Source organism: Streptomyces sp. NPDC040610 (assembly GCF_055594065.1).
The window spans coordinates 94,545-110,903 of the sequence record NZ_JBVIXA010000012.1; the positions used below are offsets into that span (position 1 = coordinate 94,545).

Here is a 16,359-nt window from a genome sequence, read left to right on the forward strand (position 1 = left end):
CGTACGCCCCCTCACTCCGGGATGCGCACCGCCGCCCCCGCCACCCGCACCCGCGCGTCCCCGTCCCGCAGCGTCACCGTGAGCAGCCCGGGGCGCCCCATGTCCGCGCCCTGGTGGAGGGTCAGTTCGGCGGTGGCGGGGACCAGGCCGAGTGCGCGGGCGTACGCGCCGAAGGCGGCCGCCGCCGCGCCCGTCGCCGGGTCCTCGACGACGCCGCCGACCGGGAACGGGTCGCGGGCGTGGAAGACCGTCGCGCTCTCCCGCCACACCAGCTGCACGGTCGTCAGGTCGAGCCGGAGCATCAGGGACTTCAGGCGGTCGAAGTCGTAGTCGAGGTCGGCGAGGCGGGCGCGGGTGGCGGCGGCGAGGACCAGGTGCCGGGCGCCCGCGAAGGCGATCCGGGGCGGGAGGCCGGGGTCGAGCTCGTCGGCGCGCCAGCCGAGCGCGGCGAGCGCCTCCTCGACGTCGGCCGCCGCGGCCTCCTCGATGTGCGGTTCCACGCTGGTCAGGGTCGCCCGCAGCGCGCCGCCGGACTCGGTGACGCGCACCGGCACGGTCCCGGCGCGGGTGGTGAACACGAGGTCGCCGGGCCCGTCGCGCTCCGCGAGGGCGACGGCTGTCGCGACCGTGGCGTGCCCGCAGAAGGGGACCTCGGCCTGCGGGCTGAAGTAGCGCACGGTGAAGGAGCGGCCCTCGGTGTCGGGCACGGCAGGGCCCGGGGTGAGGAACGCCGATTCGCTGTAGCCGAGTTCGGCCGCGACGGCGAGCATCGCCGCGTCGTCGAGGCCCCGCGCGTCCAGGACGACGCCGGCGGGGTTGCCGCCCGCGGGGTCGGTGGCGAAGGCGGTGTAGCGCAGCACGTCGGGGCGGTCCGGGGCGGATTCACTGTGGCTCATGCCGGACGACAACCGCCGCGCGGCCGGGTCCATTCCCGGTCACGCGGCGGCTTTCACCTCGTGTTTCTCAGTGGCAGTTCTTGGTCCCGCCGTCCCGCGTCGTCCAGGAGCAGGAGTCGACCTGCGTGCCGCTCGGCTTGAGCAGCCGGGCCTTGTCGCTGGTGTTGTTCCACACGTACGAGCCCCGGCCCCAGTAGCGCACGCCCGAGGCGTTGGTGCCCTTGCCGGTGCGGACCTTCACGGTCTTGCCCGCGCCGATCTTGTAGCTGCCGAAGGTGTACGTGTAGCCGGTGTTGTCCTTCAGCTTGTAGCCCTTCAGCTGGATGGCGCCGCGGGTGTTGTTGTGGATGTTCACCCACTCCGCGTTCAGCGAGGAGTTGGAGCCGGTGTCACGGCCCGGGCTGTCGTACTGGATGAAGCCGAGGTGCAGGCCGCCCTGGTGGGCCGCGGCGGACGCCGGCGCGGCGACGAGCAGCGGGGCCGCGACGGCGGTGGCGGCGAGGACGGCGGTGGCCATCGAACGTATGCGCAACTTGTGCTCCGTATGTGAAGTTCCCGTGGAGAGCAGCGAGCTTAGTGCGTCGTTGTACGACATCGGGGGCCGCTCCGGGCATATGACTGGAACTCAGCCCTCCTCGCCGTACTGCAATCGGCCCGCCCTGGCCTACGCACGGTCCGTCGGGGGGCCTCGCCGTCAGCCGCGTCCGACGTACGGCATCGTCGTGGCGAGCACGGTCGCGAACTGAACGTTCGCCTCCAGCGGCAGCTCCGCCATGTGCCGCACGGTGCGGGCCACGTCCGCGGCGTCCATCACCGGCTCTACCGCGAGCTGCCCGTTGGCCTGGAGGATCCCCGAGCGCATGCGGTCGGTCATGTCGGTGGCCGCGTTGCCGATGTCGATCTGTCCGACGGCGATGCGGTACGGGCGTCCGTCCAGGGACAGGGACTTGGTCAGGCCCGTCAGCGCGTGCTTCGTGGTGGTGTACGCGACGGAGTGCGGGCGCGGGACGTGCGCGGAGACGGAGCCGTTGTTGATGATGCGGCCGCCCTGCGGGCGCTGCTCCCGCATCTGCCGGAACGCGGCCCGGGCGCACAGGAACGCGCCATTCAGATTGGTGTCCACGACCTGGCGCCACTCGGCGTAGTCCAGCTCCTCGACGGGCGTGCCGCGGGGGCCGAACGTACCGGCGTTGTTGAAGAGCAGGTCGAGGTGGCCGAAACGGTCGGCCGCGGCGGCGAAGAGGGCCGCGACGTCGTCGGGGGACGTGACGTCCGTGCGCAGGCAGAGGGCGCGGGCCGCCGCCGGGGTGCTGGCCAGGGCCGCGGTCTCGCGCAGCGTCTCCTCGCGGCGGCCCGCGAGCGCCACCGACCAGCCCGCGTGGAGGAGTTCGAGGGCGACGGCGCGGCCGATTCCGGAGCCCGCTCCGGTGACCACGGCGTTCTTCGGCGGTGCCGTTGGCTCAGCGTTCATGGCCCCGCAGCGTACGGGAGGGTCCGCCACCCGGACCTCATCTGCCCGCCATTTGGCTGTTGTGTACGTGACAGTCGGGTGTCGTCCCCAGACACTCCAATGCATCTTGCAACCATCGTCAGGGGAGGGGCACATGACACCCGCAGCACCGCACGCACCCGAACTCCGCGCCGCCGCACGCCACTTGGGGCGCCGCCGGTTCCTCACCGGCACCGGAGCGGCCGCCGCCCTGGCCTTCGCCACCAACCTGCCCACCGCCGGGGTCGCGGGCGCCGCCGAGATGGACGCCGCCCGCGTGTCCGACGACCCCTTCACCCTCGGCGTGGCCTCCGGCGACCCGCAGCCGAACTCCGTGCTGCTGTGGACCCGGCTCGCGCCCAGGCCCTTCGAGGAGAACGGCGGGCTTCCCGCCGAGCGCGTCACCGTCCACTGGGAGCTGGCCCGCGACCCGCGTTTCAAACGCGTCGTCAGACGCGGCACGGCCACCGCGCACCCGGAGTTCACCCACTCCGTGCACGTCCAGGTGGACCACATCGACGCCGACCGGACGTACTACTTCCGCTTCCGTGCTGGGAAGTGGCTCAGCGAGACCGGCCGCACCCGCACCGCCCCGCACGCCTCCAGCCGGTCCGCGCTCACCCTGGCCGCCGTGTCCTGCCAGGCCTACCACGACGGCTACTTCACCGCGTACAAGCACCTCGCCGAAGACGACGTCGACGTCGTCTTCCACCTCGGCGACTACCTCTACGAGTACGCCGTGAACTCCGTCGGCGGAGCCCGCAAGTACACCGACCGCGTGCTGCCCGACGTCTTCAACCGCGAGACGCAGACCCTCGACGACTACCGCCGCCGGTACGCGCTCTACAAGACCGACCCCGACCTGCGGGCCGCGCACGCCGCCCACCCCTTCGTCGTCACCTGGGACGACCACGAGGTCGAGAACAACTACGCCGACGACGTCGACGAGAACGGCAACCCGCCCGAGGAGTTCCTCCTGCGCCGCGCCGCCGCCTACCGCGCGTACTGGGAGAACCTGCCGCTGCGCCGCCCACAGCGGCCCACCGGGTCCGACATGCAGCTCTACCGCCGCATCGGCTGGGGCCGCCTCGCCCAGTTCGACATCCTCGACACCCGGCAGTACCGGTCCGACCAGGCCTACGGCGACGGGGCGCACGTGCCGGGGCCCGAGTCCCTCGACCCCAAGCGCACCATCACCGGCGCGAGCCAGGAGCGGTGGCTCATCGACGGGTGGCGGCGCTCGCGCGCCGTCTGGAACGTCGTCCCGCAGCAGGTCACCTTCTCCCAGCGCAAGTTCGACCTCAACCCCGTCGCCAAGGTCAGCATGGACGCCTGGGACGGTTACGCCGCCTCGCGCGCCCGGGTGCTCGCCGGGGCCGAGGCCGCCGGGGTCGACAACCTCATGGTGCTCACCGGGGACGTGCACGTCGGGTACGCCTTCGACATCAAGGAGGACTTCGACGACCCGTCGTCCGACGTCGTCGGGACCGAGATCGTCGCCACGTCCATCGCCAGCGGCAAGGACGGGGCGGAGCGGCCCGCCAACTGGGAGACGTACATGAAGGCCAACCCGCACCTGAAGTTCTACAACGGGCGCCGGGGCTATGTGACCGTCGGTCTGGACCGGCGGCAGGCCCGGGCCGACTTCAAGACGGTGTCGGCCGTCACCACGCCGGGGGCGCCGATCGTGACGGCGGCGTCGTTCGTGGTGGAGGCGGGGGAGCCGGGCCTGCGGCCTGCCTGACCCGGTGCGGGTGGGCCGGGGGCACCCCCGATATCGGCGCTCCGCGCCTCGTCCTCAATCGCCGGACGGGCTATCTCCCACCCACCCGCCCAACCTTCCCCCGGGCCACCCACAAGCCCGGCACCCTCTGGCCCAGGACGTTTCAGCCCGTCCGGCGTTTGAGGACGAGCGCGCAGCGCGATCGGCGGTGGGCTGTCCCACCCGCACGGGACGTCGGCGCCGGGCTGGGGTCCGGGGGGCGCAGCGCCCCGGTTTCGGAGAAGGGGTGGGACCGGGGCGCCCCGCGAGGACCGAGCACACCCCGCGTCCTGAGACGATAGGGGGCACTACCAACTACCGGGGAGGGGCGCGATGCCGGAGCGCGGACAGGCGGCGGAGAGACAGACCGAGGGCCGGATACCCGGGGCGGCGGGGCCCACCGGAGCCAAGGACCCCGCCGCCCTGCGCGTGGCCACCGGCGCCCTGGTCACCCTCATCCTCGGCGGCCTCACCGCCATGCCCCCCTTGTCCATGGACATGTACCTCCCGGCCCTGCCCGAGGTCACCGACGCCCTGCACGCCCCCGCGGCCACGATCCAGCTGACCCTCACGGCCTGCCTCACCGGCATGGCCCTCGGCCAACTCGTCGTCGGCCCGATGAGCGACAAGTGGGGCCGCCGCCGCCCCCTCCTCGGCGGCCTCCTCGTCTACATCCTCGCGACAGCGATCTGCGCCCTCGCCCCCACCGCGGAACTCCTCATCGCCTTCCGCCTCCTCCAGGGCCTCGCGGGCGCCGCGGCGATCGTGATCGCGCGGGCGGTGGTCCGCGACCTGTACGACGGCGTGGAGATGGCCAAGTTCTTCTCCACACTGATGCTGATCTCCGGCGTCGCCCCGATCGTCGCGCCTCTGATCGGCGGCCAGGTCCTGCGCCTGACGGACTGGCGCGGCATCTTCGTCGTCCTGACGGTCATCGGGATCGCGCTGACCGTCCTGGTGTGGCGCTGCCTGCCGGAGACCCTGGCACCGGCGGACCGCCACGACGGCGGCACGGTCCAGGCGCTGCGCACGATGCGCGGCCTGCTCGCGGACCGCGTGTTCGCGGGCTACATGGTCGCGGGCGGCTTCGCCTTCGCCGCGCTGTTCGCGTACATCTCGGCCTCGCCGTTCGTGATCCAGGAGATCTACGGCGCGTCGCCGCAGACGTTCAGCCTGCTCTTCGGCGTGAACTCGGTCGGCCTGATCATCGTCGGCCAGATCAACGGCAAGCTGCTCGTGGGCCGCGTCAGCCTCGACAAGGCCCTCGGCTTCGGCCTCGCGGTCATCACGCTCGCCGCGACCGCGCTGCTCCTGATGACCAGCGGCGTCTTCGGCGACGACATCGGGCTCGCGCCGATCGCGGTCGGCCTGTTCGTGCTGATGTCGGCGATGGGTCTGGCCATGCCCAACACCAACGCCCTCGCCCTGATGCGCACCCGCCACGCCGCCGGTTCCGCCTCCGCGCTGCTCGGTACGTCCTCCTTCCTCATCGGCGCGATCGCCTCACCCCTGGTCGGCATCGCGGGCGAACGGACGGCCGTGCCGATGGCCGTCGTCCAGCTGTCGTGCGCGCTGGCGGCCGTCGTCTGCTTCGTGGGACTGTGCCGCCCGTGGCAGCACAACCAGAACGCGCAGGCGACGGAGCCGGGGACCGCGTCGGCGGCGGAGGGGACCGCGACCGTGCCCCGGCCCCGGAAGTCGGACCACTGACCGCATCCCCGGTGCTGCGCCCCGGCACCCCGGAGCACGCCGGACTCGACGCGGCCGAACTGCGCCGACTCGTCCACGACGTGCGGTCCCTGCCCGAGGGCCCCCGCCCGTGGTGCGCCGGTGCCGTCGTCCTCGCCGGGCGAGGCCCGGTGATCGCGGTGGCGGAGGCGGTGGGGTGGGCCGTGCGGTACGCCGGGGCGGACGGGACCGCCGTGCCCGGCGCGGCCGACGGCGCCCCCGTCGAACTGCCCCCGGCCGACCGCGTACCCATGACCGTCGACACCCCCTTCGACCTCGCCTCCCTCACCAAGCTCTGCACCACCGTCGCCGCCGTGCAGCAGCTGGAGCGCGGTGCGCTCGTCCTCGACGCGCCGGTCGGCCGGTACGCCCCCGAGTGCACGGGCGTCGTCGCGCACGGCATCACGGTGCGGCAGTTGCTCACGCACACCTCGGGGCTGCGGCCCGAACTTCCGCTGTACGAGTCGCCCGACGTGCCGTCGCGGCTGCGGGCGCTGCGCGCCGAGGCGCCCTCCGGCGAGGTGGGCGCGTACGTCTACTCGGACCTGAACATGCTGCTCCTCCAGCAGGTCCTGGAGCGGGTCACGGGCCGCCGCCTCGACGTGCTGATCCGGGACGGGATCACCCGGCCGCTCGGCATGAGCGCCACCGGGTTCGGGCCGTGCCCCGGCGCCGCCGCGACCGAGGACCAGCGGCGGCCGTGGGCCAAGGCGGACCGGGGCATGCTGCGGGGCGAGGTGCACGACGAGAACGCGTGGGCGCTCGGGGGTGTGGCCGGGCACGCCGGGCTCTTCGGCACCGCCCGTGACCTGGCCGTGCTGTGCCGGACGCTGCTGAACGGCGGTACGTACGGCTCCGCCAGGATCCTCGGGCCCGACCACGTCCGCCTGATGCTGGCCGCGCCCGGCCTCGGCTTCGGCGTGGACCAGGCGTGGTTCATGGGGGACCTCGCGGGGCGGGGAGCCGCGGGGCACACCGGCTTCACCGGTACGTCCCTCGTCCTCGACCCCGCCACGGACACGTTCCTGGTGCTCCTCGCCAACACCGTCCACCCCCGGCGGCAGCCCCACGACAACGGTCCCCGGGTCCGTGCGGCCACGACGCTGGCCCGGGCGGTGGCGGCGGTGCCCCGGCCCGGGGCCGCCCGGCGGCCTCCCGGCACCGCGGGCCACTAAACTCACGGGGTGCGCGACCAAGCTTCCCCCGCAGAGACCCTCCGTACCGCCCTCGCGGGCCTCCTGGAGGACCTGCCGCCCAAGGCGGCCGCCCAGGCCGTCGACCGGCTCATCGCGAACTACCGCGGCACCACCCCCACCGGCGCGCCCGTCCTGCGCGACCGAGCCGACGTCAGCGCCTACGCCGCGTACCGCATGCCCGCCACCTTCGAAGCGGCCCGCTCCGCGCTCGACGCGCTCGCCGCCGCCGTGCCCGCCGGCTGGAGCCCCGCCGGGCACACCGACATCGGTGGCGGCACCGGCGCCGCCACCTGGGCCGTCAACGCCACCTGGCCCGGTGAGCGGTCCGTCACCGTCCTCGACTGGGCCGAGCCCGCGCTCGCCCTCGGGAGGGAGATCGCCGCCGCCAACCCGGAGCTGGGTCCCGTCCGGTGGCAGCGTGCCCGCATCAGCGGGTCCCTCGACGTGCCGTCCGCCGCGCTCGTCACCGTCTCGTACGTCCTCGGTGAGCTCACCGAGGACGACCGCGGCGCCGTCGTCGACGCCGCCGCGCGGGCCGCCGGCGACGCCGTCGTCATCGTCGAACCCGGTACGCCCGATGGGTACGCGCGGGTCCTCGACGCCCGCTCGCGGCTGCTCGATGCCGGGTTCCGGGTCGCCGCGCCCTGCCCCCACAGCGACGCCTGTCCCATCGTGCCCGGTGAGGACTGGTGCCACTTCTCCGTCCGCGTCGCCCGGTCCTCCCTCCACCGGCAGGTCAAGGGGGGGTCCCTCGCCTACGAGGACGAGAAGTTCTCGTACGTCGCCGCAGTCCGGCCCGGCGCTGTCTCTCCCGTCCCCTCGCCCGCCCGTGTCGTCCGCAAGCCTCAGATCCGTAAGGGGATGGTGCTGCTCGATCTGTGCGACGTGGAGGGTGCGCTGCGCCGGGAGACGGTGACGAAGCGGCACGGCGCCCTGTACCGCGAGGCCCGCGACGCCGCCTGGGGCAACCCCTGGCCCCCACCCGGGACCTGACCCCACGGCTGCCCCGGGCTCACCCCCGCTATCGGCGCTCCGCGCCTCGTCCTCAATCGCCGGACAGGCTCTCTCCCACCCACCCGCCCCACCTGTCCACGGGCTGGACAACAGCCCGGCACTCGCGGGCCCCGAACCACCCCACCCCACAACACCACCCCACCCCACCCCACAACGTCACCTTCCCGACCCGGCCCCCTGCGCCCCTCCGGCCCGGCCCCGCAGCGCCCCTTCGGCCCGGCCCCACGGCGTCTTCCCGGCCTGGCCCCGCAGTGCCTTCTGGCCCGCCCCGGCGAAGTTCTCAGCCCGTCCGGCGTTTGAGGACGAGGCGCGGAGCGCCGATTCGGCGGTGCCCCCGTCCCACCCGGAGGGGACACCCACCCCCGGGGTCCAGGGGCGCAGCCCCGGTTTCGGGAAAGGGGCGGGGTTGGGGAGCCCCCGGCAGGGACCCCGGACCGCACCTTCTTAGAACCCTCTTAACCCCACCAACTATCCAATCCCCATGCCCCCCAAGCGAACCCTCGCCCTGGCCGTCGCGACGGCCGCCACCCTCACCGCCGCGGCGGCCCCCGAGCCGCCCCCCGCCCACCCCCACGGAGTGACCTTCGCCGTCGACGGCGGCACGGCGCGCGTCGACCCCGAGACCCTCGCGGTGAGCGCCCGCAGGGACGACGGCCGCACCCAGCGCCTGAGCGCCCCCGCGGCCACGGACCTCGGCCGCCCCGGCCCCGTGCGGCGCGCCGGCAAGGGGCGGGCGGGGTGGAGTTATCCGGAGAGGGGGCTGAAGGCCACCGCCCGCGTCGACCACGGCCGCCTGGCGCTCACTCTCACCGCGGACCGGGACACGAAGGTCAGGTGGCCGGTGACGGGGGCCAGGGGGAGCCTCCAACTCCCGCGAGGGGAGGGCCTGGACATCCCCACGGCCGACCCCTTCTGGACCTCGGGCGAGCAGAAGCTCACGGGCACGACGGCCGACGTGAGCGCCGACCTGACCCTGCCCCTGTGGGGGTACTCGGCGGGACGCCACGGCGTCAGTTACCTCATACCGACGGATATCGGGACGGATCTGGCGTTCAGCAAGAGGGCAGGGGGTCATCTGCGGACCACAGCGGCCCACACGTTCGACAAGGGCGAAGGCACCCGCGCGTACACCGTCACCTTCGCCCTGACCGACGGCACCCCCACAGCCCCGGCCGCGGACTACCGCGCGTACCTCTCCGAACGCGGCCGCCTCGGCAGCCTGAAGGAGAAGATCCGCCGCAACCCGGCGACGAAGCGTCTCCTCGGCGCCTCGCACGCGTACGTGTGGGGAGAGGCCCGCACCCCGGCGGGCATCCGGCGCCTGCGCGCCCTCGGCGTGGACGGGATGTGGCTCGGGTACGACGCCGGTCCCGACCCGATGGGGAAGGCGGCCGTCGCGGCGGCCAGGAAGGCGGGGTACCTCGTCGGCCCGTACGACACGTTCGCCAACGGCCAGGATCCGAAGGCCGCGGACAGCCCCACGTCGGTGTGGCCGGGCAGCGTCTACCCGGACTTCTGCGTCCGCGACGCCGACGGCCGCCCCCGCACCGGATTCGGCGGCCGCGGCTGCTACTTGAGCTCGGCGGCCTTCGAGCGCGCCGAACCCACCCGGCACCTCCTCGCGCACCGCACCCGCGCGATGGTGCGGAACGGGGCTGACAGCTACTTCCTGGACGTCGACGCCACCGGCGAGCTGTTCCGCGACCACACCGCCGCGCACCCGATGACGAAGGCGGGCGACCGCGCCCACCGCCTGGCACGGATGCGCCGCATCGCCGACTCCGGCCTGGTCCTCGGCTCCGAGTCCGCCCAGGCCTGGGCCAACGAGGCGGTCGCCTTCGACCACGGCAGCGCCACGCCCGTCGCCGACGGACTGTGGGCGCTGCAGAAGGACCGGGAGAAGTGGGGCGGTTACTACCCGGAGGCCGCCCCGGGCGTCTTCTTCAAGCCGGTCCGGCTCCCGGCCTCGCTCTCCACGGCCATGTACGACCCGCGCTACCGCGTCCCGTTGTACGGGACAGCCCTGCACGGGGCGACCGTGAGCGCCGAGCGCTGGGAGCTGTCGTACGAGAAGCTGCCCGCCGAGAAGACCCGCCGCGCGCTGCTCGCGATGCTCTACAACCGGCCGCTGAACCATGTCCTCGACGGCCCGACGCTGGCCCGGCACGGGCGGGAGATCGCGGCGCTGCAGCAGTACTTCGCGCCGCTGCACCGGGCCGCCGGAGCCGAACGGCTCACGTCCTTCCGGTTCCTCACCGCCGACCGCCAGGTCCAGCGCACGGTCTTCGGCGACGGCAAGCTGACGGTCACCGCCAACTTCGGCGCCACCGCCCGCGACGGGCTGCCCGGCGGCTGCGTGGACGCCCGGCTGCGCGGTGACGACCGGCCGCGTCGCCTGTGCCCGGCGGACCTGCGCTGACGCGAGGCCGACGGTCGAAGGGGTGCGGGTGGTCCGTGACCACCCGCACCTGTCGTGTGCCGTGCGCTACTTGGCGCGCAGCTCCTGCGTGCAGCACTTCACGCTGCCGCCGCCCTTGAGCAGTTCGCCGAGGTCCATGCCGATCGGTTCGTAGCCCCGCTCGCGCAGCGGCTCGAAGAGACCGACGGCGGCCTGCGGGAGGAGCACGTGCAGGCCGTCGGAGACCGCGTTCAGACCGAGGGCGAGGGCGTCCGTCTCCGTGGCGATCAGCGCGTCGGGGAACAGACGGCGCAGGACCGCCTGGCTCCCGGGCGAGAACGCGTCCGGGTAGTACATGACGTCGTCGGTGGCGTCGTCGAGGACCGCGAGCGCCGTGTCCAGGTGGTAATAGCGCGGGTCGACGAGGTCGAGCCCGATCACCGGGCGGCCGAAGACCTCCTGGGCCTCGCCGTGCGAGAGCGGGCTGGCACGGAAGCCCCGGCCCGCGAGCACATAGCTGGAGGTGACGGCGAAGTCGCCCTCGCCCTCGTTGATGTGGGTCGGCTCCTGGACCTCGGTGAAGCCGTTGGCCCGGAACCACTCCAGGTGCGCGGCCGCCTCGGGCTGCCGCTCGGGGTGGACGAAGCTCGCGCCCAGGACGCGGCCGTCGACGACGGTCGCGCCGTTCGCCGCGAAGACCATGTCCGGCAGGTCCGGGTGCGGCGTCAGCTCCTCGACGGTGTGGCCGAGCGAGCGGTAGCGGTCGCGCAGGTCCTCCCACTGGGCGACGGCGAGCGGGACGTCGACGGGTTTGGTGGGGTCCATCCAGGGATTGATGGAGTACGTGACCTTGAAGTGTGCGGGTGCGCACATCAGGTAGCGCCGGGGTGTGGCGCGCCGGGCAACTCGATGCAACGAAGGCTCCTCACGGACCGCAGGGGCTGGTGCTGCCCATGGTGCGGTCTGAGGAGCCTTCGCGCAGCGATCTGAGCCCTATCTGCTGCGATCTGGGCGGGTATTTACTCATGAACCGGGCGCTTTTGGGGCCCTGAGTTGTATTTCGACCGGCGCTTTCGGGGGCGCTGGCCGCTCGTCGGTCGGGTGCTGGGGGTCATGACTCGTTCTTCGCCGCCCGGCCTTCCTGGAGTTTGCGCAGCAGCTCGCGCTTCTGCTCCTGCGGGCTGAGGCCGCCGCCGACCCGGCCGGAGCCGCGGCCGCCGCGCAGCGCCTTGCGGGAGAGGTTGGTGCGCGTACCGCCGACGCCGAGCATTCCGGATCCGCCTCGTGACATGTCGTACCTCCAGGGGAGAGTGCATACAGGTGGCGAGACGTATCGTCTCGTCTTGGTCGAGAGTAGGCGAGACGTGCCGTCTTGTCGAGTGGTTTTACGCGCGGCCGGGGCGCTGGTGAGACGCGGCGTCTCGCGGCGCTGCTACATTCGTTGTCATGGCTCAGAAAACCGCCCCTGACTCCACCCGCCGCAGCGAGCGCTCGCGCCGCGCCATCTACGACGCCGCCCTCTCCCTGGTCGGCGAGGCCGGCTACGGCAAGATGACGATCGAGGCCATCGCCGCCCGCGCCGGTGTCGGCAAGCAGACGATCTACCGCTGGTGGCCCTCCAAGAGCGCCGTCCTCCTCGACGCCTTCCTCGACCTGTCCGAGCAGGCCTCCGCCGAGCTGAGCGCGAAGGCCGGGCTCGACGAGGTCGCGACCGCCATCCCCGACACCGGGGACCTGGAGGCCGACCTCAAGTACGTGCTGCGCGCCACCGTCGACGAGATGACCAACCCCAAGTTCGACGCCCCGGCCCGCGCCCTGGCCGCCGAGGGCGTCGTCAACGAGGCGCTCGGCGCCGAATTCGTCGAGAAGCTGCTCGAGCCGCAGCTCCAGCTCTACGTCGACCGGCTGCGCGCCGCCCAGGAGCGCGGCCAGGTGGCCCCGCACGTCGACCCGCGCATCGCCCTCGAACTCTGGACCGGGCCGCTCGCCCAGCGCTGGCTCCAGCGCACCGCCCCGCTCGGCTACGAGTACACCGACACCCTCGTCGAGTACGCCCTGTACGGCATCGCGCCCCGCTGACCCGCGGCCGGCCGGACCGTGGCCCGCGCCGCCTTCGCCCGGTCCTTGACCGGCGTGCGCGAGAGCAGGCCGGGCGCGTCCGTGATCACGCCGTCGCAGCCGAGCCGCAGCACCCGGTCGCGCTGGCGGGGCGTGGTCACGGTGTGCGCCCACACTCGGGGGATGCCGGAGTTCACGGCCCGCAGCAGATCCGCGTCCCGCGCCTTGTAGTCCACGTCGAGGACGTCGACGAACGGCACCCAGTCCCGCGGGCGGTCGGAGCGCAGCTGGGTCCGGGAGCGCCACAGCTGGGCGAGCAGGCCCAGGTGGTGGGCGCGCCGGGCCACCCAGGGCTTGTTGGTGTTGACGAACACCGAGCGGGCAAGGCCGCGCGCGTGGATCATCGTGCCGAGCCGGGCCAGGCTCTGCGGGTCCTTGGCCTCCAGCATCAGCACCACGCGGCCGCCGAAGCGGTCGAGGACCTCTGCCACCGTCGGCGGCCGTTCGGCGCGCCAGCGGCCCGGTACGCCCGTCGGCGGGCGCAGCCGCACCCGCTGCCACTCCGGCAGGGTCAGCGCGCGCACCGGACCCCGCGAGAACGTGGTGCGGTCCAGGGTCGCGTCGTGCATCACCACCAGCGTGCCGTCGCGCAGCATCCTGGTGTCGACGTCGATGACCTGCGCCGTGCGCCGCTCGAAGGCGGCCATCAGGCCGGACATGCTGTTCTCCGGCACTTCGAGGGCGCCGCCCCGGTGCGCCGTGTACACGACCGGGGGGAGCGCGTCGACGGTGAGCGGGCCGCCGCCCCACTCCAGGGGGGTCAGGAAACCGGCCGGGCCCGCGAGGGCGAGGGCGGTGAGTCCCGTCAGCACAGTCCTAGTGGCCATGTCGAACACCGTAGGTGCGCGATTCGCCGCACAGCGTGAAATGACGCGCTATGTCACCCAGCGGCTGGCATCACCCCAGGTACCCCGGATGTGGACTACGGCCACCCGGGGCGCAGGATGGTGGGACCATAGGTCATGCTGTTCCGCACAATGGCGAGGTGAGGGGATAGATGGGCGCAGAGTTCGGCCGGACGTCCGGCGCGCAGGGCAGGATCTCCCAGTGGCTCCGCCGACGCGCGCGTTCCGGCGCCGAGGCGAGCGCGGGCGCCGAGAGTGCCCGCCGCGAGGACCTGCTGCTCGCCGTCGCCGCCGCGGGGCTGCCACTGGCCCCCGCCGCCCACCCCGCCGGGTACCGATGTTCCTGCGACCGCATCGGCTGTCCCACCCCCGCCCGGCACCCCGTGTCCTTCGCCTGGCAGACGCAGTCCACCACCGACCGCGCGCAGATCGAGCGCTGGGCCCGGCACCAGCCCCAGGCCAACTTCATCACCGCGACCGGCATGGTGCACGACGTCCTCGACGTCCCCCTCGACGCGGGCCGCGCCGCCCTGGCGAGGCTGCTCGCCGCCGAGGTGGAGGTCGGCCCCGTCGCGGAGTCCGAAGGCGCGGGCGACCAGGGGCGGATGCTGTTCTTCACGGCGACCCGCGGCACCCCCGAGGACGAGGACGAGTGGTGGCCGTGCGAGCTGGACTGCCACCCGGAGACGATGGACGAGCACCCCGGCCTGCGCTGGCACTGCCGCGGTTCGTACGTCCTGGTGCCGCCCGCGCGGCTGCCCGGTGACCTCGCCGTCGGCTGGGTCCGCGGACCGGAGTTCGCGCTGCCCGACCCGCTGACGCTCCTGGAGACCCTCACCGACGAGTGCGCGCGGTACGCGCAGGAGCCGGGGGAGGGCGCCGAGGACGCGGCGGGCGCGGGGGCCTGGCCACTGCGGGGCTAGCGCGGGGGCGGGCCCGTGGGGCCCGGGGGGAAGCGCGTGCCGCAGGGCCGCCCGGGCTTACTCGCCCTTCGCCCCCACCAGCCCCTGCATCCGGCTGAGAACCTTCACCTTGCCCGTGCCCTCGGGGTCGAGGGCCACCTGGTTCGAGACGCGCTCCAGCATGACGGACTGCTTCGCCTCGCCCTTCATCAGCGCCTTCACGTCCGCCTCCACGGTGACGTTGAGGCCCTTGGACGCGGTCTGCTTCTCGTAGTGGTGCGTGGAGAAGAACACCAGCGCGCCGCCGTCCTTCGTGCGCAGGCCGAGCGGGGCGAACGCGCCCGCGTCGCGCGGCTCGTCGATGTACTGGACGGCGAGGCCGAGCCGCCGCTTGTTGCGGTCGCGGGCCGCCTTCCACTGCGTGGTGTGCGGGCCCGGCTCGAAGGTGTCGCCGCCCGACTTCAGGAACGCGGTGTACTCGCCGCCGAGCCGCCGCGGCGCCACCGCGAGCCCGGAACCGCCGACGGCGACCGGCTCGACGTGGCCGTCCTCGTCCTTCTTCAGCTCGGGCAGCCGGTCGGGCAGCACCAGGTTGAGGTACGTCGCCTCCCACAAGGAGTCCGCGTCGGCGCGGGTGAAGGCGATCAGCCAGCGGTAGCCGTGCGGCTTGCGGTTGGCCTCCGCGTCGACGACGAACCACCGCGGCCAGCCGGCCTTCTTGGGGATGGAGTACGTCACATCCGTCAGCTTCAGCGGCACGTACCGGGAGTTGCCGTCCGGGTGCTGCGCGTGCCGCGCCTTCAGGCCCGCCTGGTTGATGGCGCCGAGGGGGCCGGTGACGCGGGCGGCGTTCAGCGTCGGGTCGTACGTCTTGTCCGCCTTGTTGTAGGCGGTGAGGAAGTCCTTCAGCGCGCGGGCGGCCTCGGGTTTGGTGGCCGTGCGCACGACCTCCCGCTCGCCGTGCACCGTCACGCACCCGCTCGCGGTCAGCGAGAGCACCGCCAGCGCCGCCGCGTACGAGACCGGCCGTCCGAGTCTGCGAACCCTGCTCATCGGATGTCCTCACCTACCCCTTCCCGGGCCCGAACCCTATCGGGGCCGGGAAGGCGCCGGACGCCGGGCTCCGGCAGTGCGGCAGACGTCCTCAAGAGCCCGCAGTGTCCGCACTGGCCGGATTCGCCTGCTTGGGGGCGGGCGTGCGCGGCCGGGCCGTGGAGGGGGCCAGGAACAGCGCGAGCACCGGCACCAGATACAGCGACCACACCACGACCTGGACGACCGTCGGGTTCGGCTGGAAGTTGAACACGCCCTTCAGGAGCGTGCCGTACCAGCTGTCCGGCGGGATCGTCGCGCTGATGTCGAACGCCTTGTTGCGCAGACCGCCGATGAACTCGGCCTCCTGGAGGTCGTGCACGCCGTACGCGAGCACGCCCGCCGCGACCACGACCAGCATCGCGCCGGTCCAGGTGAAGAACTTCGCCAGGTTGATGCGCACCGCGCCGCGGTAGAACAGCCAGCCGAGGACGACCGCGGTGAGCAGGCCGAGGAGCACACCGGCGAGCGGCGCGTGCGTGCCGTCGTTGGAGGCCCGCACCGACGCCCACACGAACAGCGCCGTCTCCAGGCCCTCGCGCCCCACCGCCAGGAACGCCGTGGCGACCAGCGCCGCCGTGCCCATCTGCAGCGCCGCGTCGAGCTTGCCGTGCAGTTCGGCCTTGAGGTGGCGGGCGGTGCGCCGCATCCAGAAGACCATCCACGTCACCAGGATCACCGCGACGATCGACAGCGAACCGCCCAGCGCCTCCTGCGCCTTGAACGTCAGCTCCTGCGAGCCGAAGGTCAGCGCGCAGCCGAAGCCGAGCGACAGCGCCGCCGCGACCCCGACACCGGCCCACACCGGACGCAGTGCGTCCCGCCGCTCGGTCTTCACCAGGTAGGCGATGAGGATGCAGACGACCAGGCTGGCCTCCAGGCCCTCGCGCAGGCCGATCAGGTAGTTGCCGAGCATCGC

The 16,359-nt window shown here is 73.3% G+C and carries 15 protein-coding genes; 7 read left to right on the forward strand and 8 right to left on the reverse strand.

The window, feature by feature from the left end; translation table 11 throughout:
• Window positions 1-11: 11 nt before the first annotated feature.
• From ACZ6AA_RS32720 to ACZ6AA_RS32730, 3 genes are all read right to left on the reverse strand, one after another.
• Window positions 12-896, reverse strand: coding sequence for a PhzF family phenazine biosynthesis isomerase (locus ACZ6AA_RS32720; protein WP_471462071.1), 885 nt, complete (start codon window positions 894-896; stop codon window positions 12-14).
• Between the two features lie 67 nt (window positions 897-963).
• Entirely contained in the window at window positions 964-1,428 is a 465-nt protein-coding gene (locus ACZ6AA_RS32725) for a lamin tail domain-containing protein (protein ID WP_468449402.1), read from the reverse strand.
• A gap of 162 nt (window positions 1,429-1,590) precedes the next feature.
• Complete coding sequence (locus tag ACZ6AA_RS32730) at window positions 1,591-2,367, reverse strand: SDR family oxidoreductase (protein ID WP_468449401.1); 777 nt, start codon at window positions 2,365-2,367, stop codon at window positions 1,591-1,593.
• Window positions 2,368-2,500: 133 nt separating this feature from the next.
• On the opposite strand from ACZ6AA_RS32730, the gene ACZ6AA_RS32735 reads away from it, so the two are divergent.
• The 5 genes from ACZ6AA_RS32735 to ACZ6AA_RS32755 all read left to right on the forward strand — a co-directional run bounded on the left by ACZ6AA_RS32735 (window position 2,501) and on the right by ACZ6AA_RS32755 (window position 10,504).
• Complete coding sequence (locus ACZ6AA_RS32735; protein WP_468480966.1) at window positions 2,501-4,129, forward strand: alkaline phosphatase D family protein; 1,629 nt, start codon at window positions 2,501-2,503, stop codon at window positions 4,127-4,129.
• A 351-nt stretch (window positions 4,130-4,480) separates the two neighbouring features.
• A complete protein-coding gene (locus ACZ6AA_RS32740; RefSeq protein WP_468449399.1) occupies window positions 4,481-5,857 on the forward strand; it encodes a multidrug effflux MFS transporter in 1,377 nt (458 codons plus the stop codon).
• Window positions 5,858-5,868: 11 nt separating this feature from the next.
• The gene (locus ACZ6AA_RS32745) at window positions 5,869-7,050 is read left to right on the forward strand and encodes a serine hydrolase domain-containing protein (protein WP_471462074.1); all 1,182 of its coding nucleotides are present in this window, start codon (window positions 5,869-5,871) and stop codon (window positions 7,048-7,050) included.
• A gap of 9 nt (window positions 7,051-7,059) precedes the next feature.
• Window positions 7,060-8,064, forward strand: coding sequence for a small ribosomal subunit Rsm22 family protein (locus ACZ6AA_RS32750; RefSeq protein ID WP_468480969.1), 1,005 nt, complete (start codon window positions 7,060-7,062; stop codon window positions 8,062-8,064).
• Window positions 8,065-8,566: 502 nt separating this feature from the next.
• Window positions 8,567-10,504 (forward strand): glycoside hydrolase, encoded by a 1,938-nt coding sequence (locus ACZ6AA_RS32755; protein WP_471462076.1) that lies wholly within the window; start codon window positions 8,567-8,569, stop codon window positions 10,502-10,504.
• A gap of 66 nt (window positions 10,505-10,570) precedes the next feature.
• Here the strand turns inward: ACZ6AA_RS32755 and ddaH are convergent, their stop codons facing one another.
• Together ddaH and ACZ6AA_RS32765 are read right to left on the reverse strand one after the other, a co-directional pair.
• Window positions 10,571-11,398 carry a dimethylargininase gene (gene ddaH, locus ACZ6AA_RS32760; protein ID WP_468449396.1) on the reverse strand — a complete coding sequence of 276 codons (828 nt, stop codon included), beginning with the start codon at window positions 11,396-11,398 and terminating at the stop codon, window positions 10,571-10,573.
• A gap of 196 nt (window positions 11,399-11,594) precedes the next feature.
• Window positions 11,595-11,774, reverse strand: coding sequence for a DUF6243 family protein (locus ACZ6AA_RS32765; protein ID WP_468449395.1), 180 nt, complete (start codon window positions 11,772-11,774; stop codon window positions 11,595-11,597).
• Between the two features lie 155 nt (window positions 11,775-11,929).
• On the opposite strand from ACZ6AA_RS32765, the gene ACZ6AA_RS32770 reads away from it, so the two are divergent.
• The gene (locus tag ACZ6AA_RS32770) at window positions 11,930-12,562 is read left to right on the forward strand and encodes a TetR/AcrR family transcriptional regulator (protein ID WP_468449394.1); all 633 of its coding nucleotides are present in this window, start codon (window positions 11,930-11,932) and stop codon (window positions 12,560-12,562) included.
• On the opposite strand, the gene ACZ6AA_RS32775 is transcribed toward ACZ6AA_RS32770, so the two are convergent.
• Window positions 12,505-13,428: a glycerophosphodiester phosphodiesterase gene (locus tag ACZ6AA_RS32775; RefSeq protein WP_471462078.1), complete on the reverse strand. Its 924-nt coding sequence runs from the start codon at window positions 13,426-13,428 to the stop codon at window positions 12,505-12,507. The genes ACZ6AA_RS32770 and ACZ6AA_RS32775 overlap by 58 nt on opposite strands.
• A 170-nt stretch (window positions 13,429-13,598) precedes the next feature.
• Between ACZ6AA_RS32775 and ACZ6AA_RS32780 the strand changes: the two genes are divergently transcribed.
• Window positions 13,599-14,369 (forward strand): bifunctional DNA primase/polymerase, encoded by a 771-nt coding sequence (locus tag ACZ6AA_RS32780; protein WP_471462080.1) that lies wholly within the window; start codon window positions 13,599-13,601, stop codon window positions 14,367-14,369.
• Between the two features lie 57 nt (window positions 14,370-14,426).
• Here the strand turns inward: ACZ6AA_RS32780 and ACZ6AA_RS32785 are convergent, their stop codons facing one another.
• Both ACZ6AA_RS32785 and efeU read right to left on the reverse strand, forming a co-directional pair.
• The gene (locus tag ACZ6AA_RS32785) at window positions 14,427-15,401 is read right to left on the reverse strand and encodes an SCO2278 family lipoprotein (RefSeq protein ID WP_468449391.1); all 975 of its coding nucleotides are present in this window, start codon (window positions 15,399-15,401) and stop codon (window positions 14,427-14,429) included.
• Between the two features lie 91 nt (window positions 15,402-15,492).
• Complete coding sequence (efeU, locus tag ACZ6AA_RS32790; protein WP_471462082.1) at window positions 15,493-16,356, reverse strand: iron uptake transporter permease EfeU; 864 nt, start codon at window positions 16,354-16,356, stop codon at window positions 15,493-15,495.
• Window positions 16,357-16,359 lie beyond the last annotated feature (3 nt).

Coding starts and splice junctions, on each gene's coding strand:
- ACZ6AA_RS32720 (WP_471462071.1), bottom strand. CDS start 896: ATGAGCCACAGTGAATCCGCCCCGGACCGCCCCGACGTGCTGCGCTAC.
- ACZ6AA_RS32730 (WP_468449401.1), bottom strand. CDS start 2,367: ATGAACGCTGAGCCAACGGCACCGCCGAAGAACGCCGTGGTCACCGGA.
- ACZ6AA_RS32735 (WP_468480966.1), top strand. CDS start 2,501: ATGACACCCGCAGCACCGCACGCACCCGAACTCCGCGCCGCCGCACGC.
- ACZ6AA_RS32740 (WP_468449399.1), top strand. CDS start 4,481: ATGCCGGAGCGCGGACAGGCGGCGGAGAGACAGACCGAGGGCCGGATA.
- ACZ6AA_RS32755 (WP_471462076.1), top strand. CDS start 8,567: ATGCCCCCCAAGCGAACCCTCGCCCTGGCCGTCGCGACGGCCGCCACC.
- ACZ6AA_RS32765 (WP_468449395.1), bottom strand. CDS start 11,774: ATGTCACGAGGCGGATCCGGAATGCTCGGCGTCGGCGGTACGCGCACC.
- ACZ6AA_RS32770 (WP_468449394.1), top strand. CDS start 11,930: ATGGCTCAGAAAACCGCCCCTGACTCCACCCGCCGCAGCGAGCGCTCG.
- ACZ6AA_RS32775 (WP_471462078.1), bottom strand. CDS start 13,428: ATGGCCACTAGGACTGTGCTGACGGGACTCACCGCCCTCGCCCTCGCG.
- ACZ6AA_RS32780 (WP_471462080.1), top strand. CDS start 13,599: ATGGGCGCAGAGTTCGGCCGGACGTCCGGCGCGCAGGGCAGGATCTCC.
- ACZ6AA_RS32785 (WP_468449391.1), bottom strand. CDS start 15,401: ATGAGCAGGGTTCGCAGACTCGGACGGCCGGTCTCGTACGCGGCGGCG.
- efeU (WP_471462082.1), bottom strand. CDS start 16,356: ATGCTCGGCAACTACCTGATCGGCCTGCGCGAGGGCCTGGAGGCCAGC.